Origin of the sequence: Streptomyces aureoversilis, assembly GCF_042657885.1 — a bacterium.
GTDB classification, from domain to species: Bacteria; Actinomycetota; Actinomycetes; order Streptomycetales; family Streptomycetaceae; genus Streptomyces; species Streptomyces aureoversilis.
Genome location: NZ_JBHSKJ010000012.1, coordinates 115,670 through 141,761, shown reverse-complemented (window position 1 = coordinate 141,761; position 26,092 = coordinate 115,670). Strand labels below are relative to the sequence as shown.

The following is a 26,092-nucleotide window of genomic DNA, read 5'->3' as shown; positions in this document are numbered from 1 at the left end:
CCTCACAGGGAGGCCCCGGTCAGACCCGTCAGACCTCTTCGACGCTGCTCGGCTCGCGCCGGGACAGGTCGATACCGAGCTCTTCCGCAGCGCGGAAGACGTCCTCGTCCGTGTCGCGCATCTCGATGGACATGCCGTCCGAGGACAGCACCTCCACGTTGAGGCACAGGGACTGCATTTCCTTGATGAGCACCTTGAAGGACTCGGGAATGCCGGGCTCGGGGATGTTCTCGCCCTTGACGATGGCCTCGTAGACCTTCACGCGGCCGGTCACGTCGTCGGACTTGATGGTCAGCAGCTCCTGGAGGGCGTATGCGGCGCCGTATGCCTCCAGCGCCCACACCTCCATCTCACCGAAGCGCTGGCCACCGAACTGAGCCTTACCACCCAGCGGCTGCTGGGTGATCATGGAGTACGGGCCGGTCGAACGGGCGTGCAGCTTGTCGTCGACCAGGTGGTGCAGCTTGAGGATGTACATGTACCCGACGGAGATCGGGTCCGGGAACGGCTCGCCGGAGCGGCCGTCGAACATCCGGGCCTTGCCCGAGGGCAGGACCAGGCGGTCACCGTCGCGGTTGGGGATCGTGGACTCGAAGAGACCGGCGATCTCGTCCTCGCGGGCGCCGTCGAAGACCGGGGTCGCGACGTTGGTGCCGGCCGCGACGTCGTCGGCGCCGATGGCCTGCAGGCGCTTCATCCAGTCCTCGTCGCCCTCGACCTTCCAGCCTCGGCTGGCGAGCCAGCCGAGGTGGATCTCGAGGACCTGTCCCGGGTTCATTCGGGACGGGACACCGAGCGGGTTGAGGATGATGTCGACCGGGGTGCCGTCCTCGAGGAACGGCATGTCCTCGACCGGGAGGATCTTGGAGATGACACCCTTGTTGCCGTGACGGCCGGCGAGCTTGTCACCGTCGGTGATCTTGCGCTTCTGGGCGACGTAGACGCGGACCAGCTGGTTCACGCCCGGGGGAAGCTCGTCCCCCTCCTCGCGGTCGAAGACGCGGACGCCGATGACCTTGCCGATCTCGCCGTGCGGGACCTTCAGCGAGGTGTCACGGACCTCACGGGCCTTCTCACCGAAGATCGCGCGGAGCAGGCGCTCCTCCGGGGTCAGCTCGGTCTCACCCTTGGGCGTGACCTTGCCGACCAGGATGTCGCCGGCGACGACCTCGGCACCGATGCGGATGATGCCGCGCTCGTCGAGGTCGGCGAGGACCTCCTCGGAGACGTTCGGGATGTCCCGGGTGATCTCCTCCGGGCCGAGCTTGGTGTCACGGGCGTCGACCTCGTGCTCCTCGATGTGGATCGAGGAGAGGACGTCGTCCTGGACGAGGCGCTGCGACAGGATGATCGCGTCCTCGTAGTTGTGACCCTCCCACGGCATGAACGCCACGAGCAGGTTCTTGCCGAGGGCCATCTCGCCCTCGTCCGTGGACGGACCGTCGGCGAGCACCTGGCCGGCGATGACGCGGGCGCCCTCGTCGACGACGACCTTCTGGTTGAAGGACGTGCCCTGGTTGGAGCGCGAGAACTTCGCGACCCGGTAGGTGTTGTACGTGCCGTCGTCGTTGGCCACCGTGACGTAGTCGGCGGAGACCTCCTGGACGACACCGTCCTTCTCGGCCTTGATGACGTCACCGGCGTCGACCGCGCAGCGGTACTCCATGCCGGTGCCGACCAGCGGCGCCTCGGCCTTGATCAGCGGAACGGCCTGGCGCATCATGTTCGATCCCATGAGCGCGCGGTTGGCGTCGTCGTGCTCGAGGAACGGGATCATGGCGGTCGCGACCGACACCATCTGGCGCGGGGAGACGTCCATGTAGTCGACGTCGTCGCCGGCGATGTAGTCGATCTCGCCGCCACGGCGGCGGACCAGCACGCGGGCCTCGGCGAAGCGCATGTCCTCGGTGAGGGCGGCGTTCGCCTGGGCGATGACGAAGCGGTCTTCCTCGTCGGCAGTCAGGTAGTCGACGTCGTCCGTGACGACACCCTCGACGACCTTGCGGTACGGGGTCTCGACGAAACCGAACGCGTTGACGCGGCCGTAGGAGGCGAGCGAGCCGATCAGACCGATGTTCGGGCCTTCAGGGGTCTCGATCGGGCACATGCGGCCGTAGTGCGACGGGTGAACGTCACGGACCTCGAAGCCGGCCCGCTCACGGGAGAGACCACCCGGGCCCAGCGCCGACAGACGGCGCTTGTGGGTCAGACCCGACAGCGGGTTGGTCTGGTCCATGAACTGGGACAGCTGGCTGGTGCCGAAGAACTCCTTGATGGAGGCGACGACCGGCCGGATGTTGATCAGGGTCTGCGGCGTGATCGCCTCGACGTCCTGGGTGGTCATGCGCTCGCGGACGACGCGCTCCATACGAGCCAGACCCGTGCGGACCTGGTTCTGGATGAGCTCGCCGACGTTGCGCAGACGACGGTTGCCGAAGTGGTCGATGTCGTCGGTCTCGACGACGATCGAGGTGCCGTTCTCGCCGACCGTCTCCAGCTCACCGGCGTGCAGCTTGACCAGGTACTTGATCGTCGCGATGACGTCGTCCGTGGTCAGCACACCGGCGTCGAGGGGGGCCTCCGCGCCGAGCTTCTTGTTCACCTTGTAGCGGCCGACCTTCGCGAGGTCGTAGCGCTTGGGGTTGAAGTAGAGGTTCTCGAGCAGCGTCTGCGCGGCCTCACGCGTCGGGGGCTCGCCCGGGCGCAGCTTGCGGTAGATGTCGAGCAGCGCGTCGTCCTGGCCCTGGGTGTGGTCCTTCTCCAGGGTGGCGCGCATGGACTCGTACTCGCCGAACTCCTCGAGGATCTGCTCGGTGGTCCAGCCGAGAGCCTTCAGGAGGACGGTGACGGACTGCTTGCGCTTGCGGTCGATGCGGACACCGACCATGTCGCGCTTGTCGACCTCCATCTCCAGCCAGGCACCCCGGGACGGGATGATCTTGGCCGTGAAGATGTCCTTGTCGGACGTCTTGTCGATGGAGGAGTCGAAGTAGACGCCGGGCGAGCGGACCAGCTGCGAGACGACGACACGCTCGGTGCCGTTGATGCAGAAGGTGCCCTTGTTGGTCATGAGCGGGAAGTCGCCCATGAAGACCGTCTGAGACTTGATCTCACCGGTCTCGTTGTTGGTGAACTCGGCGGTGACGAAGAGCGGGGCCGCGTACGTGAAGTCGCGCTCCTTGCACTCGTCGATCGAGTTCTTCGGGGGCTCGAAACGGTGGTCGCGGAAGGTCAGCGACATCGACCCGGAGAAGTCCTCGATCGGGGAGATCTCCTCGAAGATCTCCTCCAGACCGGACTTGGTGGGGACGTCCTGACCAGACTCCAGCGCAGCCTCGACGCGAGCCTTCCAGGCGGCATTGCCGAGCAGCCAGTCGAAGCTCTCGGTCTGCAGCGCAAGGAGGTTCGGAACCTCGAGGGGCTCCTTGATCTTCGCAAAAGAGATGCGCAGCGGGGCGGTGCTGGCGCCGTTGTTCGTATTGGCAGTCGAGGCGTTGCGCGAGGCGGCCAAGAGGGGGTCCTTCCGAGGGCTCGGACTCACTACGCGCGTACCGGCCCCACACCGTGCATCGATAAGAAATCCCAGGTCAGCGGGTTTCCATCAGCAGTGCTCGATAGTGGGCATGCCCCTGGTGACGGGCAGGGAGCAGCTAACAGGCAGCGCAAAGGGTCAGTGTAGCCACTTGGCCCACTGATGTCCAGAGCGGATATGCGGAGACCGGTGCGATACCAATCTCTCCCTCCGGGATCCTGTTGTCCCTCGCTGTGCGGCGGACGCCTGCAGGCATCGCCTGACGCAAGACTTCCCAGTTCGCCTTCGATCCATGCCTCGGACGGTGGACCGATGTGGCGACGCGTCCTGAGAATTGCGCGCCCCGTCGCGTTCGTCAAGGCCCACGACCCCTCCGGGAGGGCAACGAAGATCACCATACTCGCCCCCGGGACGTGCTCCGCGCAGCCGTCCGGGGAAACGCCGAAGGGCGACCACCCGCATGGGTGATCGCCCTTCGACTACCGGCTACCGCCGGCGGAAAGAGTCAGACGACTCGCGAGGTCACTTGACCTCGACGGAGGCGCCGGCGCCCTTGAGGGCCTCGGCGGCCTTCTCCGCGGCGTCCTTGGCGACCTTCTCGAGGACCGGCTTCGGGGTGCCGTCGACGAGGTCCTTGGCCTCCTTCAGGCCCAGGGAGGTCAGCTCACGGACGACCTTGATGACCTGGATCTTCTTGTCACCGGCGGCGGTGAGGATGACGTCGAACTCGTCCTTCTCCTCGACGGCCTCAGCGGCGCCACCGGCGACGCCGCCGGCCATGACGACCGGCGCGGCAGCGGCGGCGGTGACGTCGAACTTCTCCTCGAACGCGGACACGAAGGCCGCGAGCTCGATGAGGGTCATCTCCTCGAACTGCGCGAGCAGCTCGTCCTGGGTCAGCTTCGCCATGATGGCGGTCCTTCCACTAAATCGGCAGGTGCCGGGATGTACATGTCGGCGGGCGTACGGCCCGCTGCGACCGGTGCCGGGTGGCACCGATCAATGCGCGAGCCGAATTACTCGGCACCGCCCTGCTCGGCGAGCTTGGCGCGCAGCGCGTCCGCGGTGCGGACGAGCTTCGTCGGCAGCGCCTGGAAGAGCGAGGCAGCCTGGGACTGCTTGCCCTTCATGGCACCGGCCAGCTTGCTGAGCAGAACCTCGCGGGACTCGAGGTCCGCAAGCTTCTTGATCTCATCAGCGGAGAGCGCCTTACCGTCAAGGACACCGCCCTTGATGATGAGGTTCGGGTTCTCCTTGGCGAAGTCACGGAGACCCTTCGCCGACTCCACCGGGTCACCGGTGACGAAGGCAACGGCCGTCGGGCCAGCGAAGAGCTGGTCCTCCAGCGTGATCCCGGCCTCACGGGCCGCGATCTGGGTCAGCGTGTTCTTCACCACGGCGTACTGGGCGTTCTCACCGAGCGAACGGCGCAGCGTCTTGAGCTGCGCCACGGTGAGACCGCGGTACTCGGTCAGCACAGCGGCATTCGAGCTACGGAACTTGTCCGTCAGCTCGGCAACCGCAGCAGCCTTGGCGGACGTCGCCATGAGCCTCGGCCTCCTTCCGGGTGATTCGGGACCGCTACGCGAAGGGACCTGGGCAAAACGAAACGCCCCGGCACAGGTGCTCGGGGCGTAACTCGACCGCTTCGACCCGAAGTCGTTGCGGGAGTGCTTCCTCAAATCACCTGCGCAGGTCGCCCGCAGCTAGCGGATCCTTCGGCCACCACACCCCTTTGCAGAGGCACAGCAACGACCAGCGGTCTTTGGCTTCTGCAAGAAGGTACGTGAACGGGGTGCCCGGAGGCAAATCGGCCCCCGGGCGGTGGTTTCCCCGCAGGTCAGGAGGACAGCGACGGGGTGTCGCCGGACTCCTTCATCTTCTTGAGCTTCTCCAGCAGGTCGACGGTCTGCTCCGCCGGCGGCGCCTGCACGTCGGCCTTGGCACCGAAGTCGGAGAGGTTCTGGGTGATCTCCATCCGGCCCTTGGCGGTGTCCATGTTCATGACCAGCTTCACGGGGAGGTCGCCGGAGTTCACCCAGACGTCCATGTCGTACCGCGTGATGCCGGCCTGCTTGATGGAGTCCAGCAGCTGCTGCCGGTCCTTCTCGTCGAGGCCCTCGAGGCTCTTGTTGGACTTCACGGCCTCCTCCGTGGTGAGCGTGCCCTTGTAGTGCCGGGTCCGCTCCCCCTCGACCGTCTCCTCGCCGACCAGCTCGACGTTGGGCGACTCCTTCAGCAGCGCCATCTGCTTGGCCGGGTCCTGGCTCTGGCCCTGCCCGCCGCCCATGAGCTGCTGGAGGGCCTTCGAGTCGCCGCCGGACTCCTTGGCCATCTCCGCGAGGTCGATCTTGAGCCAGCGCTTGCCGTCGTTCTTGGCGGCGGCCTCCGGGCCCGCGTCCGTGTACGTGACGCTGCCGATCGTGATGGACCGGGCCCCGGCCGGGGCGCCGTCCTTGCCGGGCAGCCCGGCGCCGGTCACGCGCTGGTCCACGACGCTGGGATCCCAGCCCATGACGCCGGAGGACTCCAGGGTCAGCGGCTGATCGCCGAGACCCGGCATCTTCATGGTCATCTTGAACTTGGCCGACTTCACCGACTGCGTCTTCTTGAAGGCCGCGTTGACGGCCTCGGCCGCCACCCCCGCCGCCGCCCGCTTCTCCGCCTTGGTGGAGGCCCCTGAGGCGCCCCTGTCGTCCTTCTCGCCGCCGCCGCAGGCCGTGACGCCGGCCAGCAGGGTCACGGCCGTCACGGTCAGGCCCAGGCGCTTCCAGGTGGACTCGTGCATGTCCTTGCCCCCCTCTGCTCAAAAGTGATCAATGTGAACGTTAGTTCACCTCACCGGCGGATACCCCGGATCACCGCATCGAAGGCGTCAAAAACGGAGACGCCGAGAACGAAGGCGCTGAGAACGAGGGCGCTGAGAACGCGAGCAGGCCCCGCACCTCACAAGGAGATGCGGGGCCTGCTCGTTCGCTTACGCGCAGAGGCGTCGTGATCCGGTCGGGATCAGACGGCCTCGTCCTCGACGAGGAGGTTGCGGGTGCGGTTCGGGTCCAGCGGGATGCCGGCGCCCATCGTGGTGGTCAGGGTCGCCTTCTTGATGTAGCGGCCCTTCGCGGCGGACGGCTTGAGGCGGGTGATCTCCTCGAGCGCCGCGGCGTAGTTCTCCACCAGCTTGGCCTCGTCGAAGGAGACCTTGCCGATGATGAAGTGCAGGTTCGAGTGCTTGTCGACGCGGAACTCGATCTTGCCGCCCTTGATCTCGGTCACGGCCTTGGCCGTGTCCGGGGTGACCGTGCCGGTCTTCGGGTTCGGCATCAGACCACGCGGACCGAGCACGCGGCCGAGGCGGCCGACCTTGCCCATGAGGTCCGGGGTGGCGACGACGGCGTCGAAGTCCAGACGGCCCTTCGCGACCTCGTCGATGAGCTCGTCGGCACCGACGATGTCGGCGCCCGCGGCACGCGCGGCCTCGGCACGGTCGCCGGTCGCGAAGACCAGGACCCGGGCGGTCTTACCGGTGCCGTGCGGAAGGTTCACGGTGCCGCGGACCATCTGGTCGGCCTTGCGCGGGTCGACGCCCAGACGCATGGCAACCTCGACGGTCGCGTCGAACTTGGTGGCGGAGGTGTCCTTCGCCAGGCGGACGGCCTCGAGCGGGGCGTACAGACGCTCCCGGTCGATCTTCGCGTCCACGTTGCGAAGAGTCTTGCTGCGCTTCACTGAAACTCCTCAGTGGTGATTGGAGTCGTGGTGCGGGCCAGCGCTGGCCCTTCCACGGGGTGCTGCCAGGGGGGTGGAGGTCAGCCCTCGACCGTGATGCCCATGGAACGGGCGGTGCCGGCGATGATCTTCGACGCGGCGTCCAGGTCGTTGGCGTTCAGGTCGGGCATCTTGGTCGTGGCGATCTCACGGACCTGCGCCTCGGTGATCTTGGCGACCTTGGTCTTGTGCGGCTCGCCCGAGCCCTTGTCCACGCCCGCGGCCTTGAGGATCAGCTTCGCGGCCGGCGGAGTCTTGGTCACGAAGGTGAAGGAACGGTCCTCGTAGACCGTGATCTCCACCGGCACGACCATGCCACGCTGCGACTCGGTCGCGGCGTTGTAGGCCTTGCAGAACTCCATGATGTTGACGCCGTGCTGGCCCAGCGCGGGGCCGACCGGCGGAGCCGGGTTCGCGGCACCGGCGCTGATCTGGAGCTTGATAAGCCCCGTGACCTTCTTCTTCTTGGGAGGCATTGCTCTCTCCGGGTCCTAGTGAGAGTTTTTTGCCCGCGCACAGTGCGCGCAGGCATACCGCACCACGATAACGGGTAACATGCTGCGGCCAAAAACCGAGCAGGTCAGACCGGCTTTATCAGCTGGTCTGACCTGTTCGGAAGCGTTTGATCAGAAGTGTCAGTTCTTCTGGATCTGGTCGAAGCTCAGCTCGACCGGGGTCTCGCGACCGAAGATCTCGACGAGGCCCTTGACCTTCTTCGAGTCGGCGTTGATCTCGTTGATCGTGGCCTGCAGGGTCGCGAACGGACCGTCGGTGACGGTGACCGAGTCGCCCACCTCGAAGTCCAGCACCTGGACCTCGACCTTGCGCTGCGGCGCCGGCTTGCCCTCGGCCTCGGCGGCCTCGCGGGCGGCCTTCTCCTCGGCCTCCGGGGCGAGCATCTTGACGATCTCGTCCAGCGTCAGCGGGTAGGGGTCGTAGGCGTTGCCGACGAAGCCGGTGACGCCCGGGGTGTTGCGGACGACGCCCCAGGACTCGTTCGTCAGGTCCATGCGCACCAGGACGTAGCCCGGGAGCTTGTTCTGGCGGACGGTGCGGCGGTCGCCGTTCTTGATCTGGACGACCTCTTCCTGCGGCACCTCGGCCTGGAAGATGTAGTCCTCGACGTTCAGCGAGACGGCGCGCTGCTCGAGGTTGGTCTTCACGCGGTTCTCGTAACCGGCGTAGGTGTGGATGACGTACCACTCGCCGGGCAGGCCGCGGAGCTCTTCGCGCAGGGCGGTGATGGGGTCGACGGCGGGCTCTTCCTCGGCGGCCTCTTCGGCCTCTTCCTCGGTGGCCTCGTCGTCCTCGTCGGACTCGACGTGAAGGGCGGCCTCTTCGGCCGGCTCGCCCGCGGCGGCTTCCTCGGCGTCGAGCTCGTCGGCGGCGTCGGCGCCCTCGACGATCTCCTGCGCGGTGTCGTCGCCCTCGACCTCGGCCGAGGCGGCGGCATCCACGTCGGCCTCTGCCGCCTCGACGGGCTCGACGGCGTCGTTCAGGTTCGGGTCAGACACGTGGCTGCTTCTTCCTGGCTACAAGGGGTGGAACGTGCGAAAGGGGCGGCCCGCCTCACGGCAGCCGCCCTACCCGCGGATTCAGCCGAAGACGTACTTGACGGCGTTGGTGAACCCATAGTCAATCACGGTGACCAGGCCAATGACGATGACGACAAAGACGATCACCACAGTGGTGTACGTCGACAGCTGGCCCCGGGTGGGCCAGACGACCTTGCGGAGCTCGGCGACGATCTGGCGGTAGAACAGCGCGAGGCGGCCGAAGGGGCCCTTCTTCCCGCGCTTCCCGCCACGGCGGCCCTTCTTGGCGGCCACCTCGTCCTCGGGACGACCGCTCTCAGGCGTCGCGGTGGAGCCAAGGGCTTCCGTCACTACGTCCTCACCTGAATCCGGGTCGTGAGCCGTGCCGCGCCCGGTTGAGCCGCACGGCGGTGCATTTCAGTACGTACGCACGCACGCACCCTGGTGACGATGCGTGTAGCAGGGCCGAAGGGACTTGAACCCCCAACCGCTGGTTTTGGAGACCAGTGCTCTACCAATTGAGCTACGACCCTTTGTGGTTTCCCCAACGTACCGCATCCGAGCGTTCGCACGGTGTGTGCGGACCTCGATTGCGGCCGGTGAGGGCCAACGACGGATGAGTGTACGTGGTCCTGGGGCGTGCGTCGAACAGCTTGTGCCGCGACGTGTGCCGCGAGGGGTCGCGGAGCGCTTCCGGAATGGATCCCTCCGGGGGTTTGGGGGCGTAGGCGAAGCCGTGCGCCGGGCCTTGTGCGAGCCGTACGCAGGCCTTGTGCGGGACGCGTGGCTGGCCTTGTGCGGGACGCGTGGCTGGCCTTGTGCGGGGCGCATGGCGGGGCTTGTGCGGGGCGCATCGCGGGCCTTGTGCGAGACGAGGGCGCCCGCTTCGTCCCCCGTCTGCAACGATGCCCCCATGACCGCTGCGACTCCTTCCGAGCCCTCCCTCCAGTCCCCCACCGAGCGCCGGGTGTCGACCCGCATCGGGTCGATCTCCGAGTCCGCGACGCTCGCCGTCGACGCCAAGGCCAAGGCCCTCAAGGCCGCCGGCCGCCCGGTGATCGGCTTCGGCGCCGGCGAGCCCGACTTCCCGACCCCCGGCTACATCGTCGAGGCCGCCGTGGAGGCCTGCCGCGACCCGAAGAACCACCGCTACACGCCCGCCGGCGGCCTGCCCGAGCTGAAGGCCGCCATCGCCGCCAAGACGCTGCGCGACTCCGGCTACCAGGTCGAGGCCTCGCAGGTGCTGGTCACCAACGGCGGCAAGCAGGCCATCTACGAGGCCTTCGCCGCGATCCTCGACCCGGGCGACGAGGTCATCGTCCCGGCGCCGTACTGGACCACGTACCCCGAGTCCATCCGGCTGGCCGGCGGCGTCCCGGTCGACGTCGTGGCCGACGAGACCACCGGCTACCGCGTCTCGGTCGAGCAGCTGGAGGCCGCCCGCACCGAGCGCACGAAGGTGCTGCTCTTCGTCTCCCCGTCGAACCCGACCGGTGCCGTCTACTCGCGCGAGCAGGTGGAGGCCGTCGGCCGCTGGGCCGCGGAGCACGGGCTGTGGGTGCTGACGGACGAGATCTACGAGCACCTCGTCTACGGCGACGCCGAGTTCTCGTCGCTGCCGGTCGTGGTGCCGGAGCTCCGCGACAAGTGCATCGTCGTCAACGGCGTCGCCAAGACGTACGCCATGACCGGCTGGCGGGTCGGCTGGGTCATCGCCCCGCAGGACGTGATCAAGGCCGCGACGAACCTGCAGTCGCACGCCACGTCGAATGTGTCCAACGTCGCACAGCGGGCCGCGATCGCCGCGGTCGCGGGCGACCTGTCCGCCGTCGACGAGATGAAGGTCGCCTTCGACCGGCGCCGCCGCACGATCGTGCGCATGCTCAACGAGATCGACGGCGTCCTCTGCCCGGAGCCGGAGGGTGCCTTCTACGCCTACCCGTCGGTGAAGGCCCTGCTCGGCAAGGAGATCCGCGGCAAGCGGCCCGCCACGTCCGTGGAGCTCGCCGCGCTGATCCTGGAAGAGGTCGAGGTCGCGGTGGTGCCGGGCGAGGCCTTCGGCACGCCGGGGTACCTGCGGCTGTCCTACGCGCTGGGCGACGAGGATCTCGTCGAGGGCGTCTCGCGGATCCAGAAGCTGCTGGCGGAGCCCAAGGCGTAGTCCTCGCCTTCGCCTTCCGTGCGTACGGGCTCCCGGCTTGTGCCGGGGGCCCGTATTCGTTTTCGGGGCAGCGCCCGTTAAGGGGCCCGTCGGGGCAAACTCCCTTCCGGTTGGCCTGTGCATGCGGCAGGATCTGCGAATGGAGAGTGTTCGTGACGTCCGATTGCTGCCGAAGGCCCATCTGCACCTGCACTTCACCGGGTCGATGCGGTCCGACACCCTGCTGGAACTCGCCGACAAGTACGGGGTGCACCTCCCGGAAGCCCTGAGCAGCGGCGAGCCCCCGAAGTTGCGGGCCACGGACGAGCGGGGCTGGTTCCGCTTCCAGCGGCTGTACGACATCGCGCGGTCGTGCCTCCGGGCGCCGGAGGACATCCAGCGGCTCGTGCGGGAGGCCGCGGAGGAGGACGTCCGGGACGGGTCCGGATGGCTGGAGATCCAGGTCGACCCGACGTCCTACGCGCCGCGGCTGGGCGGGCTCATCCCCGCCCTGGAGATCATCCTCGACGCCGTCGAGACGGCGTCGAAAGAGACCGGCCTGGGGATGCGGGTCCTCGTCGCCGCCAACCGCATGAAGCACCCGCTGGACGCGCGGACGCTCGCGCGCCTCGCCGTGCGGTACGCCGACCGGGGCGTGGTCGGGTTCGGGCTCTCCAACGACGAGCGGCGCGGCCTCGCGCGCGACTTCGACCGCGCCTTCGAGATCGCCCGTGAGGGCGGGCTGCTGGCCGCGCCGCACGGCGGCGAGCTCTCGGGCCCGAGCAGCGTGCGGGACTGCCTGGACGACCTGCGCGCCGCCCGCGTGGGGCACGGCGTCCGGGCCGCCGAGGACCCCCGCCTGATGCGCAAGCTCGCCGAGCGCGGGGTGACCTGCGAGGTGTGCCCGTCGTCGAACGTCGCCCTCGGCGTCTACGAGAAGCCGGGCGACGTGCCGCTGCGCACCCTGTGGGACGCCGGCGTGCCGATAGCTCTCGGCGCGGACGACCCCCTGCTCTTCGGCTCGCGGCTCGCCGCGCAGTACGAGCTGGTGCGGGAGCACCACGGCTTCACGGACGCGGAGCTGGCGGAGCTGGCGCGGCAGTCGGTACGGGGGTCGGCTGCGCCGGAGCCTGTGCGGGCGGGGTTGCTGCGGGGGATCGACGACTGGCTCGCGGGCTGAGGCTGCCGCCGGCTCTTGCGCCGCTGGCTTTTGCGCCGCCGGCTCTTGCGCCGTCGGCTTTTGCGCCGCTGGCTCTTGCGCCGCCGGCTTTTGCGCCGCTGGCTCTTGCGCCGCCGACTTCTACAGCGCCACGCCGACCGTGACCGGCTCGTTCACGAGGGTCACTCCGAACGCCTCGTGGACGCCGGCCCGGACCTCGCGGGCCAGGGCGAGGAGGTCCTCCGTGGTCGCCTCGCCCCGGTTCGTCAGCGCAAGCGTGTGCTTCGTGCTGATGCGCGCCGGGCCCGAGCCGTACCCCTTCGTGAAGCCCGCCTTGTCGATCAGCCAGGCCGCCGAGGTCTTCATGAAGCCCTCCCCCGCCGGGTACGCCGGAGGCGCCACGTCCGGGCCGAGCCGGTCCGCGACGCGGGTCAGGAACGCCGCGTGCTCCGCCTCGGTGAGGATCGGGTTGCAGAAGAACGATCCGGCCGACCACGTGTCGTGGTCTTCGGGGTCGAGCACCATGCCCTTGCCCGCGCGCAGCTTGAGGACCGTCTCGCGGGCCCGGTCCGCGGGGACGCGGTCGCCGGCCTCGACGCCGAGGGCGCGGGCGGTCTCCGGGTAGCGGATGGGAGCGGACATGCCGGCCGCGTCCTCCAGCCCGAAGCGGACGCGGAGGACGACGTAGCGGGCGGGGTCCTGCTTGAAGCGGCTGTGGCGGTAGGAGAAGGCGCACTCGGCGTTGGTGAGGGTCACCGTCTCGCCGGTGCGGCGGTCGTAGGCGACGACCTCGGTGATCGTCTGGGCGACGTCCTGGCCGTAGGCGCCGACGTTCTGGATGGGCGTGGCGCCGGCGGAGCCGGGGATTCCGGCGAGGCATTCGATGCCGGCGAGGCCGGCTTCGACGGTGCGGGCGACGGCGTCGGACCAGTTCTCGCCGGCGGCCAGTTCGAGGCTGGTGCCGTTGAGGGTGAAGCCGGTGGTCGCGATGCGCAGGGCGGTGCCCTCGAAGCCCTTGTCGGAGATGACGAGGTTGCTGCCGCCGCCGATGATCAGCAGCGGGGTGGCGGTCTCGTCGGCCTCGCGGACGGCGGCGATCACCTCGGCGTCGGTGGTGGCCGTGATCAGGCGGGTGGCCGGGCCGCCGAGCCTGAAGGTGGTCAGGGGGGCGAGGGGGGCGTCGTGTCGTTCCTGCACCAGACCAGGGTACGGGTGGGTCGGGCGCGGTGGTCCGGGGCCGGGGGCCGGGGGCTCCGGGGGTGTTTCGGAATCGGATATTTACGGGCGGAACCGCCTGCCGCACCGGGCACCCGGCACGCCGCCCACAAATATCCGGCAGCATTCCGAAACACCCCCTGCGCCCCCGTCCCCCTCCGTAGACGGTCCCCTCCCGTAGACCAGCCCCTCCCGTAGACGGGTCCCCTCCCGTACCGAGTCCCTCCCGTGGGTGGGGTCCTTTTCCCGTGGGCGATCTCCCTCTGCGGGCGGGCCTTCCCTGCCCCGTGGGCGGCCCCCTCTGTGGGCGGGCCCCATGGACGCCCTCCCGTGGGCGGGTTCCCTGTCCCGTGGGCGGCCCCTCTGTGGCGGACCCCTCCCATGGACCCTTCGTGGGCGGGGTTCCCTTCCCCCGCGGGGCGATCCCCTCTGTGGGCGGCCCTCCCATGGACCCCTCCCGTGGGGTTCCCTCCCCCGTAAACGGCCCCCTCCGTGGGCGGCCCTCCCATGGACCCCTCCCGTGGGGTTCCCTCCCCCGTGGGCGGCCCCTCCGTGGGCGGGCCTCCCATGGGCCCCCTCCCGCGGCGGTGGCTGCTGTCCTTCCTTGGCCCCGGCAGGCGGGGGCGCCCGCCCTTCCCGGCTCCCCCGCGTGGGCGGTGGGCTCTGCCTCCTCCCCCCCCCGGCGCTGGGCTCCCCGGTGCAGCACCTCTGCAATTCCCTGATGGGTGGGTGGGTGGGAGTGCCCCCGCCGCGTAGCGGCGGGGGCGTGCGTCGTCAGGGCGCGCCGGCGGTGCTGGGCGCGGCGGCCCGGGCGGGGGCAGGGCGCGAGGGGATCAGGGTCGCCGTGAGCGCCCCGAGGGCCACCGCCGCCGCGCCGGCCCACAGCGCGGGCGTCAGGCCGTCCAGGAAGCGCTGGGGCGAGCCGTAGCCGCCCTGGGCGGAGAAGAGGGAGGCGAGGACGGCGATGCCGAGCGCCCCGCCCACCTCCCGCAGAGCGTTGTTCGCCCCGGAGGCCATGCCCTGCTCCGCCGGGCGGACGCTGGACATGACGAGCTTCGCGGCGGGGGCGAAGAACAGGCCCATGCCGATGCCGCTGACGATCAGTCCGGGAAGCTGGGCCGCGTAGGAGACGTCCGGGCCCATGACCAGGGCGAAGTGGGCGAGGCCGAGGGCCTGCAGGGCCAGGGAGGTGACGACGACGGGGCGGCTGCCGATGCGGTCGGCGAGGTAGCCGGAGAGCGGCGCCGCGATCATGGGCATTCCGGTCCAGGGGAGCATGCGCAGCCCGGCCTCGGTGGGCGAGTAGCCGAGGACGTTCTGGAGGAACTGGCTGAGCAGGAAGATCGAGCCGAACATGCCCAGGAACATGAAGACGCTCGCGGCGTTCACGCCTGCGAAGGCGCGGTTCTTGAAGAGGCGCATGGGGAGCATGGGCCGCTCGGCGCGGATGCCGTGGCCGATGAAGCCTCCTATGAGGACGCCGCCCGCGATGAGGGCGGTCAGGACCCGGGGGCTCGTCCAGCCGTGCGCGTGGGCGTTGACCAGGCCGTAGACGACGCCGAAGAGGCCGCCGCTGACGAGGAGCGTGCCGGGGAGGTCCAGGCGGGCGTTCTCGGCGCGCGACTCGTCCAGGCGGAGGCGGGCCAGCGGGATGAGGGCCAGGCCCAGCGGGACGTTGAGCCAGAAGATCCACTGCCAGGAGATGTGCTCGGTGAGCGTGCCGCCGATGAGCGGGCCGCCGGCGACGGCCAGGCCGTCCACGGCCCCCTTGATGCCGTACGCGAGGCCCCGGCGGTCGGCGGGGACGGCCGCGGTGAGGAGGGTGAGCGACAGCGGCATGGTGATGGCGGCGCCCACGCCCTGGACGGCCCGGGCGGCGATCAGGGCCTCGATGCCGGGCGCGAGGGCGGCCGCGGCGGAGGCGGCCGTGAAGATCACCAGGCCGGTGACGAAGAGCTTGCGGCGGCCGAAGCGGTCGCCCAGGGCCGCGCCGAACATGAGCAGGACCGCGAAGGTCAGCGTGTAGGCGTTGACGGTCCATTCGAGGTCTTCCAGTGCCCCGCCGAGGTCCTCGCGGATCGACGGGAGGGCCGTGGTGACGACCAGGTTGTCCAGGGCCGCCATGAAGCCGGCCGCGCCGGTGATGATCAGGGCCCAGATCGCTTTGGGTTGCATGCCTTCCCCCGTGTTGCTTAGTAATTAGTCACTAACTTTGTTGGGCATGAGGACACGCGGGTCCCCTGCGTTCCCCTAGAAACCGCTCCACACCCGGTGGGCCGGCGGGAAGCCCAGGGACACCAGCGTGTTGATCAGCATCCCCTTGGCCAGGAACCCCGTCGTCTCCTTCGGGTCCCCGCCGAGGGCGAGGTTCGCCCCGTCCCACAGCTCCAGCCACGCCGCCCGGATCGTTCTCCCGAACGCGTGGTCCCCCGCCGCCTCGGCCGAGGCCACCGCGACGTAGATCTGCATCTGCATCTGCAGCTTCTCGGGGTCGTCGGCGATGAGGTGGTCGTAGGCGGCGGCCATGGCCTGCAGCGCCCCGCGGGGCGGCGCGCCCTCGACCGCCTTCCGGAAGACCTCCCCGGTCTCCTCCAGGCAGCGTTGGGCCGCCGCCAGGAAGATCGCTTCTTTGGTGGGGAAGAGCCGGAACAGGTACGGCTGCGAGACGCCCACGCGGCGCGCGATCGCCTCCGTGGACGTGCCCTTGTAGCCGGCGCGCGCGAATTCCGTGATTGCGGCGCGGATCACACTCTCGCGGCGCTCCTCCGCGCTCATCCTGACCATGATCGGTAAGTTAGCGGTCACTTACTTGCCATGTCAAAAGGGGAGGGCGCCGCTCGGTCGCGGCGCCCCCGGCGTCAGGCGAGGCGTACGACCGCCCGCGACATCCCCAGGACCTTCTGGCCCTCGCTCTTGACCACCAGGTCCACCCGGACCGTGCGGCGCTCGTCGTCCTTGGCCGCGACCTTGGCCGTGACCTCGATCACCGCGCCCTTGTCGTCGTTCGGCACGACGACCGGGCGGGTGAAGCGCACGCCGTACTCGGCGACGGCGCCCGGGTCGCCCGCCCAGTCGGTGACGACGCGGCCCGCCTCGGCCATGGTGAACATGCCGTGCGCGATCACGTCCGGCAGGCCCACCTCCTTGGCGAACTTCTCGTTCCAGTGGATCGGGTTGAAGTCGCCCGAGGCACCCGCGTAGCGGACCAGGTCCGCGCGCGTCACCGGGAAGGAGCGGGCCGGCAGCTCGGTGCCGATCTCGACCTCGTCGTAGGAGATACGGGCAGCCATCACGCCTCCTCGGCCGCGCGGGCCACCAGCGTCGTGTGCGCGGTCACGACGTGCTCGCCGTGCTCGTCCCGGACGTCGCCGCGGACCGACAGGACGTCGTTGCCCGCCAGGGACTTGATCGACTCGATCGTGGAGACGACCGAGAGGCGGTCGCCGGCCCGCACGGGGCGGGCGTAGGCGAACTTCTGGTCGCCGTGCACGACGCGCGAGTAGTCCAGGCCCAGCTGCGGGTCGTTCACGACCGCGCCGGCGGCCCGGTACGTGACGGAGAAGACGAAGGTCGGCGGGGCGATCACATCCGGGTGCCCCAGCGCCTTGGCGGCCTCGGGATCGGTGTACACCGGATTGGTGTCGCCGATGGCCTCGGCGAATTCGCGGATCTTCTCCCGGCCGACCTCGTACGGTTCGGTGGCCGGATAGGTCCGCCCTACGAAGGACTGGTCGAGCGCCATGGGCTCGGCACCTCCTACTGGGTGGTTTACGGTGGCGGATACGCCACGAGGCCGCCCCCAAGGAATGGGGACGGCCTCGTGAACGAGCCTGTTGTTATCGCGTCTCGCGGTGCGCAGTGTGCGAGTTGCAACGGGGGCAGTGCTTCTTCATCTCAAGACGGTCCGGGTCGTTACGCCGGTTCTTCTTGGTGATGTAGTTCCGCTCCTTGCACTCCACGCAGGCCAGCGTGATCTTCGGGCGGACGTCGGTGGCAGCCACGTGAGTGCTCCTTGACGGAATGGACGGATTAACGCAGACAAGAGTAGCCGACCGGAGGACCGACCCCACAATCGGCTACTACGTGTAGCGGTGACCGGACTTGAACCGGTGACACAGCGATTATGAGCCGCTTGCTCTACCGACTGAGCTACACCGCTTTGATGTGGGAGGGATCCCCGCCCGAAGGCGGGGAACCTCTCACACCAGAGCCCCAAAACGGAATCGAACCGTTGACCTTCTCCTTACCATGGAGACGCTCTGCCGACTGAGCTATTGGGGCGAGCGAGGAAGACATTACACGGTTGGCCGCCGAAGGTGAAATCCGTATCCGGCCGGGGCCGGCGACGGCGCCACGGAAGCCTTCCCGCACCACACCAGTACGACTATTCGTCGCTTGCTCGAAGCCGTTCCTGACGCGCCCTACGCTCGGACGTGCTGCGTGATCATGCACGCCCCGGCACCCGGAGGAGCGCGATGCCCGACAGCCAGCCGCAGCCCCCGGCGAACCCCGGCGGCGATGCCACCCCTCCCGCCGTCGTGCCCGGCGACGGCGCCCTCGTCCTCTGCGGCGCCCGGCTCGCCGACGGCCGCACCGTGGACGTGCGGCTGAGCGGCGGGCACATCGAGGCGGTGGGCACCGCCGGCAGCCTGGCACCCGGCCCGCGCGTGGACCTCAGCGGCTATCTGCTGCTGCCCGCGCCCGCCGAGCCGCACGGCCACGGCGCCACCGCGCTCACCGCCGAGGCCGACGGCCCCGTCTCGTACGCCGCCGAGGACGTCCAGCGCCGCGCCACCGAGGCCGCGCTGCTCCAGCTCGGGCACGGGGCCACCGCCCTGCGCTGCCACGTGCGCATCGGCGACGTGCAGGGGCTGCGCTCGCTGGAGGCCGTCCTGCAGGCCCGGCGGACCCTGCGCGGGCTGACCGACCTCACCGCCGTCGCCGTGCCCCGGCTGCTGACCGGGGCCGCGGGGGCCGACGGGCTGGCCCTGCTGCGGGACGCCGTGAAGATGGGCGCCGCCGTGGGCGGCTGCCCCGACCTCGACCCCGACCCCACCGGCTTCGCCGAGACCGCCCTCGACCTCGCCGCCGAGTACGGGTGCCCGGTCGACCTGCACACCGACGGCTCCGACCCGGCCCGGCTCGCCCGGCTGGCCGCCATGGCCGGCGGTCTGCGCCCCGGAGTCACCCTCGGCCCCTGCGGCGGCCTCGCCCGGCTCCCCCGCGACCTGGCCGTCCGGGCGGCCGGGCAGCTCGCCGCCGCCGGGGTCACCGTCGTCTGCCTGCCACAGGGCGACTGCGGGACGCTGGAGCAGCGCGGCGCCCGCGTCTCGCGCTGCGCCCCGGTGCGGCTCCTGCGGGCGGCGGGGGTGCGGGTGGCGGCCGGCAGCGGCGCCCTGCGCGACGCGGCCAATCCGGTCGGGCGCGGCGATCCCCTGGAGGCGGCGTTCCTGCTGGCCTCGCACGGCGAGCTGCGGCCCGAGGAGGCGTACGAGGCGGTCAGCGGGTGGGCGCGGGCGGCCATGGGGCTGCCGCGGGTGCGGGTGGAGGCGGGCTTCCCGGCCGAGCTGCTGGCCGTCCGCGGCGAGCGCATCGAGGGCGTGCTCTCGATGGCGTACAGCCGCCTCGTGGTGCACAAGGGCCGCGTGGTGGCCCGTACGAGCGCCGTGCGGGAGTACTGCGACGGGTCGGCCGCCGCGGCCCTGGAGCTGCCCCGGCAGTCCTCGCGCGGCGGCGGGGAGCCGTCCTGACCCGGGGTCCCGGGGCGGGTCCGGCGAGGCCCTCTGTCGGATTCCGGTGATCGGCGTACGGTCGGATCATGCGCATTGTCATCGCTGGTGGACATGGTCAGATCGCGCTGCGGCTGGAGCGGCTGCTCCACGCGCGCGGGGACGAGATCGCGGGCGTCATCCGCAGGCCCGAGCAGGCGGGCGCCCTCCTGGCGGCCGGTGCCGAACCGGTCGTGTGCGACCTGGAGTCGGCCTCCGTGGGAGACCTGGTGCGGCACCTGGAGTCCGCCGACGCCGCCGTCTTCGCGGCCGGCGCGGGGCCGGGCAGCGGCATCGCCCGCAAGGACTCCGTGGACCGCGCGGCGGCCGCCCTCTTCGCGGACGCGGCCGAGGCGGCGGGGGTCCGCCGCTTCCTGGTGGTCTCCTCCATGGGCGCCGACCGCGAGCCCCCGGAGGGCACCGACCCGGTCTTCGCCGCGTACCTGCGCGCCAAGGGGGCGGCGGACGCGGACGTGCGGGCCAGAGCCGCCCTGGACTGGACGATCCTGCGGCCCGGGCGGCTCACGGACGACGCCGGTACGGGGCTGGTGACGCTCGGGGAGTCCACGGGCCGGGGCGCGGTGACCCGGGACGACGTCGCGGCGGTCCTCGCGGCGCTGCTGGACGAGCCGGGCACGGCGGGGCGGACGCTGGAGCTGATCGGCGGCGACACGCCGGTGGCGAATGCGGTGAAGGCGGCGGCCGGCGACTGAAGGCCGGCCCGGGCGGGCCGCCGAAGACCGGGGGCCCGCCGTTGAAATCCGGCCCGGAAACGAAAGAAGCCCCTGACCTTTTCAGGTCAGGGGCCCCGTTCCGTGGCGGCGCCAGGATTCGAACCTGGGTAGGCTAAGCCGACGGATTTACAGTCCGCTCCCATTGGCCACTCGGGCACACCGCCATGGGCTGTCACCTCGGGCGCTCTTTCGATTCGCTCCGGGGCAACGACGTAAACCATACCCGATGACCTGGGGTGGTCCGCCACTCGGTTCATCGCCCGTGCGAACGGGCCCGGGGTGGCTAGGCTGACGGGGCGCTCCTCCACCGGCCCCCGGGCCGGCGGAGCACCGAGCCGCACCCCCCGATGGATCTACGTACGAGGAGCCAACTCAATATGGCCGACTCCAGTTTCGACATCGTCTCGAAGGTCGAGCGGCAGGAGGTCGACAACGCCCTCAACCAGGCCGCCAAGGAGATCTCCCAGCGTTACGACTTCAAGGGCGTCGGCGCCTCGATCGCATGGTCCGGCGACAAGATCGAGATGCGCGCCAATGCCGAGGAGCGGGTCAAGGCCGTCCTCGACATCTTCGAGACCAAGCTGGTCAAGCGCGGAATCTCGCTGAAGTCGCTCGACGCGGGCGAGCCGCAGGCCTCCGGCAAGGAGTACAAGATCTTCGCCTCGATCGAGGAGGGGATCTCGCAGGAGAACGCGAAGAAGGTCGCCAAGATCATTCGCGACGAGGGCCCGAAGGGCGTCAAGGCGCAGGTCCAGGGCGACGAGCTGCGCGTCAGCTCCAAGAGCCGTGACGACCTCCAGGCCGTCCAGGCCCTCCTCAAGGGCAAGGACCTGGACTTCGCGATCCAGTTCGTCAACTACCGGTAAAACGGCGGTAGTCGGCAGCAGTCACATCCGAAGGCGCGGCGGAGGGATTCCCCTCCGCCGCGCCTTCGGCGTTCGCTGCCTTGACCTCAAGTCATGTCGAGTTTCCAGGTGTTCGGTGAACGGCAGGGCGGCCCCGGCGGGGGTCTGCGGCTCTCCCTACCAGCGGCCGGCGAACGCCTGGTCCGTCGGGACGATCTCGCGGCCCAGAGGCATCAGCGAGACCGGGATCAGCTTGAAGTTCGCGATGCCCAACGGGATCCCGATGATGGTGATGCACAGGGCGATGCCCGTGACGATGTGGCCGAGTGCCAGCCACCAGCCGGCGAAGACGATCCAGATGACGTTTCCCAGCAGCGAGCCCGCACCGGCGTCCCGCCGCTCGACGGTCGTCCGGCCGAACGGCCACAGAGCGTAGTTGGCGATGCGGAAGGACGCGATGCCGAAGGGAATCGTGACGATCAGGATGCAGCAGATGAGACCTGCGACGACGTAGCCGATCGCCATCCAGAAACCGCAGAGCACCAACCAGATGATGTTCAGGATGAACTTCATGAAACTCAGCCTCCCACTCGCACTGCTCTCCAGCGACTGGGACGCCCAGGTGGCTACCGACGGTTGCCAGAACCTGCATATGGACAACCCAAGGTGACGGCGACCTGCTCGCGGCTGGGCACTCGGGCCGAGGGACGGGGCCTCTCGTAGGCCCTAAGGCCGCTGTGCGCCCCGGGCCGCCGTGGGCAGTTGTTGCGCCCCGCTCCGACCCAGGTCGCCGGCCGTTGGCCTCCGCTTCCGCCACACGCTCATCGACACGCAGCCTGCCGCGCCCGCGGCAGCACTGAAGGCCGGCGCCGGACCAGGACCCGTACCGGCCGCCGGTGCCGATGCCGCTGCTATCGCGGTACCGGCGCCGGCACCATCCGCTGACCCAAGGGTCGGCAACCCCCGTCAGGCCTCGCCCTCATCAGGGCAGATCAGAAGACTGAGAGCGCTGTCACCGGTGCTCCTGAAACCCATCGGGTCATCGGTTCCACGGGGAATCTCAAGGGTCTGCAGGTCGAAAAGGACCACGCGGTCCACCACCCTCCACACGCACTCCGACGGGGCCCAGCCTGGCGCTGCGCCCCAGGTAGAGGCTGCCCGCGACCGTTCACCGCTACCCCCGCAGCGGCCCTCCGCCGTCCGGGCCGGGCCGTCAGCGGCCCGCCATCCGCTCCAGGCGGGTGATGCGCTCCCCCATCGGCGGGTGGGTGGAGAACAGCTTGGTCATGCCGCCGCCCGCGCGGAACGGGTTCGCGATCATCATGTGGCTGGCCGTCTCGATGCGGGGCTCGGGCGGCAGGGGCAGCCGCTGCGTGCCGGCTTCGAGCTTGCGGAGGGCCGAGGCCAGGGCGAGGGGGTCGCCGGTGAGGCGGGCGCCGGAGGCGTCGGCCTCGTACTCGCGGGAGCGGCTGACGGCGAGCTGGATGAGGGACGCCGCGATCGGGCCCAGCAGCATGATCATGATCATGCCGACGATGCCCGGGCCCTCGTCGTCGTCCGATCTGCCGAAGGGGATCAGCCAGGCGAAGTTCACCAGGAACATCACCACCGAGGCGAGCGCGCCCGCGATCGAGGAGATGAGGATGTCGCGGTTGTAGACGTGGCTGAGCTCGTGGCCGATGACGCCGCGCAGCTCGCGCTCGTCGAGCAGGCGGAGGATGCCGTCCGTGCAGCAGACGGCGGCGTTGCGGGGGTTGCGGCCGGTCGCGAAGGCGTTGGGGGCCTCGGTCGGCGAGATGTACAGCCGGGGCATGGGCTGGCGGGCGGCCGTGGAGAGCTCGCGGACCATGCGGTAGAGCTGCGGCGCCTCGAATTCGCTGACGGGGCGGGCGCGCATGGCCCGCAGGGCCAGCTTGTCGCTGTTCCAGTAGGCGTAGGCGTTGGTGCCGAGCGCCACCAGGACGGCGACGATCAGGCCCGTACGCCCGAAGAGGCTGCCGATGACGATGATGAGTGCGGACAGCCCCCCGAGAAGGACTGCGGTCCTGAGCCCGTTGTGCCGGCGGTGCACGGTACGCCCTCCAAGTGGTGCGGCAGGGGAACCCTTCGCGCTGTCGTGCTTCCACTCGCGGTGGAATCTCCAGTGGAACCTTCCTGACCGGTCAACGCCAGGCGAAGGCCCCTGGTTCCCTTGTGCACGCGAGCGGCGCCGGTCCGTACGGGTGACGCCGGCGCCCCCGGTCCTAGAGGAGCGCCCCCGAGGCGAAGCGGAGGACGAGCTGCGGGGCGCCCGACAGGGCGACGCCGGCCACGGCGGTGAGGGCGATGGCGGCTGCGAGCGGCATGGGGATGCGGACGTGCGCCGGCTCCGCTGCCGCCGTGCCCGCCGCGCCTTCCGCGGCCTCCGCAACCTCCGCGGCCTCCGCCGGCCGGAAGAGCACCGCCGTCCACTGCAGGTAGTAGTACAGGGCGATCACGACGTTGAGGGCCATGACGACCGCCAGCCAGCCCAGGCCCGCGTCGACGGCCGCGGTGAAGACCGTGACCTTGGCGAAGAGGCCGATGACGCCCGGCGGCAGGCCCGCCAGGCAGAGCAGGAAGAAGCCCAGGGCGAGCGCCGCGAGCGGGCGGCGGGCGTAGAGGCCCCGGTAGTCCGTGATCCGGTTCTGCGGGCTCGTACGGGCCACCAGGGCGGCGACGGCGAAGGCGCCGAGGTTCACGGCGGCGTACATCAGGGCGTACGCGACGGTGGAGCCGATGGCGTGCGCGGGGTCGTCGGCGTAGCCGGCGGCGGCGATGGGCACGAGCAGGTAGCCCGCCTGGCCCACGGAGGACCAGGCCAGGAGGCGGACGGCGCTGTGGGCGCGCTCCGGGCGCTGGCGCAGCGCGGCGACGTTGCCGGCGGTCATGGTGACGGCGGCGAGCACGGCGAGGGCCGGGCCCCAGACGCCGGAGTACGCGGGGAAGGCGACGACGGCGACGAGGATCAGGCCGGTGAAGCCGACGGCCTTGCCGATGACCGACAGGTAGGCGGCGACGGGCAGCGGCGCGCCCACGTAGGTGTCGGGCACCCAGAAGTGGAAGGGGGCGGCGGCGGTCTTGAAGGCGAAGCCCACGAGGGTGAGGGCGACGCCGGTCTGCGCGAGGGTGTCGAGGCGGGGGTCGACGTCGCCGAGCTTCGCCGCGATCTCGGTGAGGTGCAGGGTGCCGGTGGCCGCGTAGACGAAGCTGACGCCCAGGAGGGTGACGGCGGTCGCGGTGACCGAGGAGAGGAAGAACTTCAGGGCCGCCTCGGAGGAACGGCGGTCGCCGCGGCGCAGGCCGACGAGGGCGAAGGCCGGCAGGGAGGCCACTTCGAGGGCCACGACGAGGGTCGCGAGGTCCCGGGAGGCGGGCAGCAGGGCGGCGCCCGCGGCGGAGGACAGCAGCAGGAACCAGAACTCCCCTTCGGGGAGATCCTCGTCGCGGACGGCGCTCATGGACAGCAGGGCCGTCAGGAGGGCGCCGCCGAGCACCAGGAGCTGGATGACGAGCGTGAAGTCGTCGGCGGTGTAGCTGCAGGCGTTGCGGCCCGCGGAGGTGCCGGTGAGGCAGAAGGTGGAGCGGTCGCCGCCGAGGAGCGGCAGCAGGGAGACGCCCGCGAGCAGCAGTCCGGCGACGGAGAACCAGCCGAGGAGCGGCTTGCGGGCCTCGGGGAGGAAGAGGTCGGCGACCAGGACGGCCAGCGCCACCACGGCGGCGACGGTGGGCGGTGCGATGGCGAGCCAGTCGACGGACTGGATCAGGGAGCCCATCAGTTGCCTCCTCGGAGGAGCTGCTGAACGGCCGGGTCGGTGAGGCCGAGGAGGGCCGCGGGCCAGAGTCCGGCGAGGACGGTGAGGGCGACGAGGGGGGTCCAGGCGGCGAACTCGTAGGACCGCACGTCGGCGGGTGCGTCCTCCGCGGTGCCGGCGGTCTGCGGCCGGGTGCTGCCGCCGTCGCCGCCCATGCACACGCGGCGGACGACGACGAGCATGTAGGCCGCCGTCAGGAGCGTGCCGAGGCCGGCCAGCGCCATGAACGTCAGGAACGCCGGGCGGCTGAGCCCCTCCGCGGGGCGGAAGGCGCCGAACATCGCGAGCATCTCGCCCCAGAAGCCGGCCAGGCCGGGCAGTCCGAGGGAGGCGATCGCGCCGAAGGCGAGGAGTCCGCCGAGGCGGGGCGCCTTGCCGTAGAGGGCGGCGCCGGTGCGGCCGGCGAGCGCGTCGAGGTCGCTGGTGCCGTAGCGGTCCTTGACCGCGCCGACCAGGAAGAAGAGGAGGCCGGTGATGAGGCCGTGGGCGATGTTGGCGAACAGCGCGCCGTTCACGCCCGTGGGGGTGAGCGTGGCGATGCCGAGCAGGACGAAGCCCATGTGGCCGACGGAGGAGTACGCGATGAGGCGCTTGAGGTCGCCCTTCGCGCCCGACCGGGCCAGCGCCAGGCAGACCAGCGAGCCGTAGATGATGCCGACGGCCGCGAAGGCGGCGAGGTACGGCGCGAAGGTGTGCGCGCCGTCGGGGGCGATCGGCAGGACGATGCGGACGAAGCCGTACGTGCCCATCTTCAGCAGCACGCCCGCGAGCAGCACCGAGCCGACGGTCGGGGCGGCGGTGTGGGCGTCGGGCAGCCAGCTGTGCAGGGGCCACATGGGGGCCTTGACGGCCAGTCCGATGCCGATGGCGAGGACGGCGATGAGCTGCGTGGTGTGGCCGAGCGAGGACCCGTTGTCAGTGGCGAGTGCCACCATGTCGAACGTGCCGCCCTTGATCCCGACCAGGAGGAGGCCGAGCAGCATCACGACGGAGCCGAGCAGCGTGTAGAGGATGAAGCGCCAGGCGGCGCGCTCCCTGCCCTCGCCGCCCCAGCGGGCGATGAGGAAGTACATCGGGATGAGCACCATCTCGAAGGCCAGGAAGAACAGCATCAGGTCGAGGACGGCGAAGGTCGCGAGGGTGCCGGCCTCGAGGACGAGGAGCAGCGCGACGAATGCCCTGGGAGACGGGCCCGCGGGCATTTTGAAGTAGCTGTACAGCGCGCAGAGGAAGGTCAGCAGCGCCGTCAGGACGAGGAGGGGGAGCGAGACGCCGTCCACGCCCAGGTGGATCCGGATGTTCAGGGCCGGGATCCAGCTGATGTCGGTGGTCGCCTGCATGCGGGCCGGGCTGTCGTGGTCGAAGCCGGCGGCGAGGGCGACGGTCAGCGCGAGGACGGCGCCGGTGACGGTGACGCCGTGGCGGAGCACGGCCTGCTCGGGGCTCTTGCCCTTGAGGCCGGGCGGGGCCGGCAGCAGAGCGGCGGCGGCGCCGACGAGGGGGAGGACGACGATCGCGGCGAGGAGGTACTGCATGACGGTGCCGGTCTGAGAAATTGCAGTCATG

General features: G+C 70.2%; 24 protein-coding genes and 4 tRNA genes. 5 read left to right on the top strand and 23 right to left on the bottom strand.

The features are described from left to right. Positions 1 to 28 precede the first annotated feature (28 nt). From rpoB to ACFPP6_RS21725, 9 genes are all read right to left on the bottom strand, one after another. Positions 29 to 3,511 (bottom strand): DNA-directed RNA polymerase subunit beta, encoded by a 3,483-nt coding sequence (gene rpoB / locus ACFPP6_RS21765; protein WP_382044904.1) that lies wholly within the window; start codon positions 3,509 to 3,511, stop codon positions 29 to 31. Positions 3,512 to 4,054: 543 nt separating this feature from the next. Further along, positions 4,055 to 4,441, bottom strand: a complete 387-nt coding sequence (gene rplL, locus ACFPP6_RS21760; protein ID WP_030368423.1) for a 50S ribosomal protein L7/L12 — start codon at positions 4,439 to 4,441, stop codon at positions 4,055 to 4,057. Positions 4,442 to 4,548: 107 nt separating this feature from the next. Then, positions 4,549 to 5,079: a 50S ribosomal protein L10 gene (rplJ, locus tag ACFPP6_RS21755; RefSeq protein WP_058046835.1), complete on the bottom strand. Its 531-nt coding sequence runs from the start codon at positions 5,077 to 5,079 to the stop codon at positions 4,549 to 4,551. A 293-nt stretch (positions 5,080 to 5,372) separates the two neighbouring features. Further along, a complete protein-coding gene (locus ACFPP6_RS21750) occupies positions 5,373 to 6,320 on the bottom strand; it encodes an SCO4651 family lipoprotein (RefSeq protein ID WP_382044901.1) in 948 nt (315 codons plus the stop codon). A gap of 221 nt (positions 6,321 to 6,541) precedes the next feature. After that, positions 6,542 to 7,258 (bottom strand): 50S ribosomal protein L1, encoded by a 717-nt coding sequence (gene rplA / locus ACFPP6_RS21745; protein WP_382044898.1) that lies wholly within the window; start codon positions 7,256 to 7,258, stop codon positions 6,542 to 6,544. Positions 7,259 to 7,338: 80 nt separating this feature from the next. Then, the gene (rplK, locus tag ACFPP6_RS21740; RefSeq protein WP_058046838.1) at positions 7,339 to 7,773 is read right to left on the bottom strand and encodes a 50S ribosomal protein L11; all 435 of its coding nucleotides are present in this window, start codon (positions 7,771 to 7,773) and stop codon (positions 7,339 to 7,341) included. A gap of 159 nt (positions 7,774 to 7,932) precedes the next feature. Next, on the bottom strand, positions 7,933 to 8,811 hold the full coding sequence (nusG, locus tag ACFPP6_RS21735) for a transcription termination/antitermination protein NusG (RefSeq protein ID WP_382044894.1): 879 nt from the start codon (positions 8,809 to 8,811) through the stop codon (positions 7,933 to 7,935). An 81-nt stretch (positions 8,812 to 8,892) separates the two neighbouring features. After that, complete coding sequence (gene secE / locus ACFPP6_RS21730) at positions 8,893 to 9,183, bottom strand: preprotein translocase subunit SecE (RefSeq protein ID WP_030368429.1); 291 nt, start codon at positions 9,181 to 9,183, stop codon at positions 8,893 to 8,895. Between the two features lie 109 nt (positions 9,184 to 9,292). After that, positions 9,293 to 9,365 (bottom strand) — tRNA-Trp (locus ACFPP6_RS21725). A 380-nt stretch (positions 9,366 to 9,745) separates the two neighbouring features. Here ACFPP6_RS21725 and ACFPP6_RS21720 point away from each other — a divergent pair. Together ACFPP6_RS21720 and ACFPP6_RS21715 are read left to right on the top strand one after the other, a co-directional pair. Beyond that, positions 9,746 to 10,993 (top strand): pyridoxal phosphate-dependent aminotransferase, encoded by a 1,248-nt coding sequence (locus tag ACFPP6_RS21720; protein WP_382044891.1) that lies wholly within the window; start codon positions 9,746 to 9,748, stop codon positions 10,991 to 10,993. A gap of 121 nt (positions 10,994 to 11,114) precedes the next feature. Beyond that, positions 11,115 to 12,152 carry an adenosine deaminase gene (locus ACFPP6_RS21715; RefSeq protein WP_382044889.1) on the top strand — a complete coding sequence of 346 codons (1,038 nt, stop codon included), beginning with the start codon at positions 11,115 to 11,117 and terminating at the stop codon, positions 12,150 to 12,152. Between the two features lie 120 nt (positions 12,153 to 12,272). On the opposite strand, the gene ACFPP6_RS21710 is transcribed toward ACFPP6_RS21715, so the two are convergent. From ACFPP6_RS21710 to ACFPP6_RS21675, 8 genes are all read right to left on the bottom strand, one after another. After that, positions 12,273 to 13,328 (bottom strand): UDP-N-acetylmuramate dehydrogenase, encoded by a 1,056-nt coding sequence (locus ACFPP6_RS21710; protein WP_382044886.1) that lies wholly within the window; start codon positions 13,326 to 13,328, stop codon positions 12,273 to 12,275. 792 nt (positions 13,329 to 14,120) lie between these two features. After that, positions 14,121 to 15,521, bottom strand: a complete 1,401-nt coding sequence (locus ACFPP6_RS21705) for a DHA2 family efflux MFS transporter permease subunit (RefSeq protein ID WP_382044883.1) — start codon at positions 15,519 to 15,521, stop codon at positions 14,121 to 14,123. 75 nt (positions 15,522 to 15,596) lie between these two features. Next, positions 15,597 to 16,130: a TetR/AcrR family transcriptional regulator gene (locus ACFPP6_RS21700; RefSeq protein WP_382044881.1), complete on the bottom strand. Its 534-nt coding sequence runs from the start codon at positions 16,128 to 16,130 to the stop codon at positions 15,597 to 15,599. A gap of 74 nt (positions 16,131 to 16,204) precedes the next feature. Continuing rightward, positions 16,205 to 16,636 (bottom strand): MaoC family dehydratase, encoded by a 432-nt coding sequence (locus ACFPP6_RS21695; protein WP_382044878.1) that lies wholly within the window; start codon positions 16,634 to 16,636, stop codon positions 16,205 to 16,207. Further along, positions 16,636 to 17,088, bottom strand: coding sequence for a MaoC family dehydratase N-terminal domain-containing protein (locus ACFPP6_RS21690; RefSeq protein WP_058046846.1), 453 nt, complete (start codon positions 17,086 to 17,088; stop codon positions 16,636 to 16,638). The genes ACFPP6_RS21695 and ACFPP6_RS21690 overlap by 1 nt, the downstream gene beginning before the upstream one ends. 94 nt (positions 17,089 to 17,182) lie before the next feature. After that, a complete protein-coding gene (gene rpmG, locus ACFPP6_RS21685) occupies positions 17,183 to 17,347 on the bottom strand; it encodes a 50S ribosomal protein L33 (RefSeq protein WP_006604855.1) in 165 nt (54 codons plus the stop codon). A gap of 85 nt (positions 17,348 to 17,432) precedes the next feature. After that, positions 17,433 to 17,505, bottom strand: a tRNA-Met gene (locus tag ACFPP6_RS21680). A 49-nt stretch (positions 17,506 to 17,554) separates the two neighbouring features. Further along, positions 17,555 to 17,627: transfer RNA gene (locus tag ACFPP6_RS21675), tRNA-Thr, on the bottom strand. Positions 17,628 to 17,821: 194 nt separating this feature from the next. Between ACFPP6_RS21675 and ACFPP6_RS21670 the strand changes: the two genes are divergently transcribed. Both ACFPP6_RS21670 and ACFPP6_RS21665 read left to right on the top strand, forming a co-directional pair. Then, entirely contained in the window at positions 17,822 to 19,096 is a 1,275-nt protein-coding gene (locus ACFPP6_RS21670) for an amidohydrolase family protein (RefSeq protein WP_382044874.1), read from the top strand. Positions 19,097 to 19,164: 68 nt separating this feature from the next. Beyond that, positions 19,165 to 19,827 (top strand): NAD(P)H-binding protein, encoded by a 663-nt coding sequence (locus ACFPP6_RS21665; protein ID WP_382044872.1) that lies wholly within the window; start codon positions 19,165 to 19,167, stop codon positions 19,825 to 19,827. Between the two features lie 103 nt (positions 19,828 to 19,930). Here the strand turns inward: ACFPP6_RS21665 and ACFPP6_RS21660 are convergent. Then, positions 19,931 to 20,012 (bottom strand) — tRNA-Tyr (locus ACFPP6_RS21660). 213 nt (positions 20,013 to 20,225) lie between these two features. On the opposite strand from ACFPP6_RS21660, the gene ACFPP6_RS21655 reads away from it, so the two are divergent. Beyond that, a complete protein-coding gene (locus ACFPP6_RS21655) occupies positions 20,226 to 20,714 on the top strand; it encodes a YajQ family cyclic di-GMP-binding protein (RefSeq protein ID WP_058046849.1) in 489 nt (162 codons plus the stop codon). Between the two features lie 156 nt (positions 20,715 to 20,870). On the opposite strand, the gene ACFPP6_RS21650 is transcribed toward ACFPP6_RS21655, so the two are convergent. The 5 genes from ACFPP6_RS21650 to ACFPP6_RS21630 all read right to left on the bottom strand — a co-directional run bounded on the left by ACFPP6_RS21650 (position 20,871) and on the right by ACFPP6_RS21630 (position 26,091). Continuing rightward, on the bottom strand, positions 20,871 to 21,266 hold the full coding sequence (locus ACFPP6_RS21650) for a YccF domain-containing protein (RefSeq protein WP_058046850.1): 396 nt from the start codon (positions 21,264 to 21,266) through the stop codon (positions 20,871 to 20,873). 393 nt (positions 21,267 to 21,659) lie between these two features. Next, entirely contained in the window at positions 21,660 to 21,782 is a 123-nt protein-coding gene (locus ACFPP6_RS21645; protein ID WP_382045156.1) for a SapB/AmfS family lanthipeptide, read from the bottom strand. 124 nt (positions 21,783 to 21,906) lie between these two features. After that, the gene (gene htpX / locus ACFPP6_RS21640; protein ID WP_382044869.1) at positions 21,907 to 22,764 is read right to left on the bottom strand and encodes a zinc metalloprotease HtpX; all 858 of its coding nucleotides are present in this window, start codon (positions 22,762 to 22,764) and stop codon (positions 21,907 to 21,909) included. A 172-nt stretch (positions 22,765 to 22,936) separates the two neighbouring features. After that, positions 22,937 to 24,487, bottom strand: coding sequence for an NADH-quinone oxidoreductase subunit N (locus ACFPP6_RS21635; RefSeq protein ID WP_382044866.1), 1,551 nt, complete (start codon positions 24,485 to 24,487; stop codon positions 22,937 to 22,939). Beyond that, a complete protein-coding gene (locus ACFPP6_RS21630) occupies positions 24,487 to 26,091 on the bottom strand; it encodes a complex I subunit 4 family protein (RefSeq protein WP_382044863.1) in 1,605 nt (534 codons plus the stop codon). Before ACFPP6_RS21630 ends, ACFPP6_RS21635 begins: the two co-directional genes overlap by 1 nt. Between the last annotated feature and the right edge of the window lies 1 nt (position 26,092).

What these genes read in the sequence shown, in the direction of transcription:
- ACFPP6_RS21750 (WP_382044901.1), bottom strand. Translation starts at nt 6,320, where the DNA reads ATGCACGAGTCCACCTGGAAGCGCCTGGGCCTGACCGTGACGGCCGTG.
- ACFPP6_RS21715 (WP_382044889.1), top strand. Translation starts at nt 11,115, where the DNA reads ATGCGGCAGGATCTGCGAATGGAGAGTGTTCGTGACGTCCGATTGCTG.
- ACFPP6_RS21665 (WP_382044872.1), top strand. Translation starts at nt 19,165, where the DNA reads ATGCGCATTGTCATCGCTGGTGGACATGGTCAGATCGCGCTGCGGCTG.
- rplJ (WP_058046835.1), bottom strand. Translation starts at nt 5,079, where the DNA reads ATGGCGACGTCCGCCAAGGCTGCTGCGGTTGCCGAGCTGACGGACAAG.
- ACFPP6_RS21655 (WP_058046849.1), top strand. Translation starts at nt 20,226, where the DNA reads ATGGCCGACTCCAGTTTCGACATCGTCTCGAAGGTCGAGCGGCAGGAG.
- ACFPP6_RS21705 (WP_382044883.1), bottom strand. Translation starts at nt 15,521, where the DNA reads ATGCAACCCAAAGCGATCTGGGCCCTGATCATCACCGGCGCGGCCGGC.
- ACFPP6_RS21635 (WP_382044866.1), bottom strand. Translation starts at nt 24,487, where the DNA reads ATGGGCTCCCTGATCCAGTCCGTCGACTGGCTCGCCATCGCACCGCCC.
- ACFPP6_RS21690 (WP_058046846.1), bottom strand. Translation starts at nt 17,088, where the DNA reads ATGGCGCTCGACCAGTCCTTCGTAGGGCGGACCTATCCGGCCACCGAA.
- rplK (WP_058046838.1), bottom strand. Translation starts at nt 7,773, where the DNA reads ATGCCTCCCAAGAAGAAGAAGGTCACGGGGCTTATCAAGCTCCAGATC.
- ACFPP6_RS21700 (WP_382044881.1), bottom strand. Translation starts at nt 16,130, where the DNA reads ATGGTCAGGATGAGCGCGGAGGAGCGCCGCGAGAGTGTGATCCGCGCC.
- rplL (WP_030368423.1), bottom strand. Translation starts at nt 4,441, where the DNA reads ATGGCGAAGCTGACCCAGGACGAGCTGCTCGCGCAGTTCGAGGAGATG.
- ACFPP6_RS21720 (WP_382044891.1), top strand. Translation starts at nt 9,746, where the DNA reads ATGACCGCTGCGACTCCTTCCGAGCCCTCCCTCCAGTCCCCCACCGAG.
- ACFPP6_RS21630 (WP_382044863.1), bottom strand. Translation starts at nt 26,091, where the DNA reads ATGACTGCAATTTCTCAGACCGGCACCGTCATGCAGTACCTCCTCGCC.
- ACFPP6_RS21650 (WP_058046850.1), bottom strand. Translation starts at nt 21,266, where the DNA reads ATGAAGTTCATCCTGAACATCATCTGGTTGGTGCTCTGCGGTTTCTGG.
- ACFPP6_RS21695 (WP_382044878.1), bottom strand. Translation starts at nt 16,636, where the DNA reads ATGGCTGCCCGTATCTCCTACGACGAGGTCGAGATCGGCACCGAGCTG.
- ACFPP6_RS21670 (WP_382044874.1), top strand. Translation starts at nt 17,822, where the DNA reads ATGCCCGACAGCCAGCCGCAGCCCCCGGCGAACCCCGGCGGCGATGCC.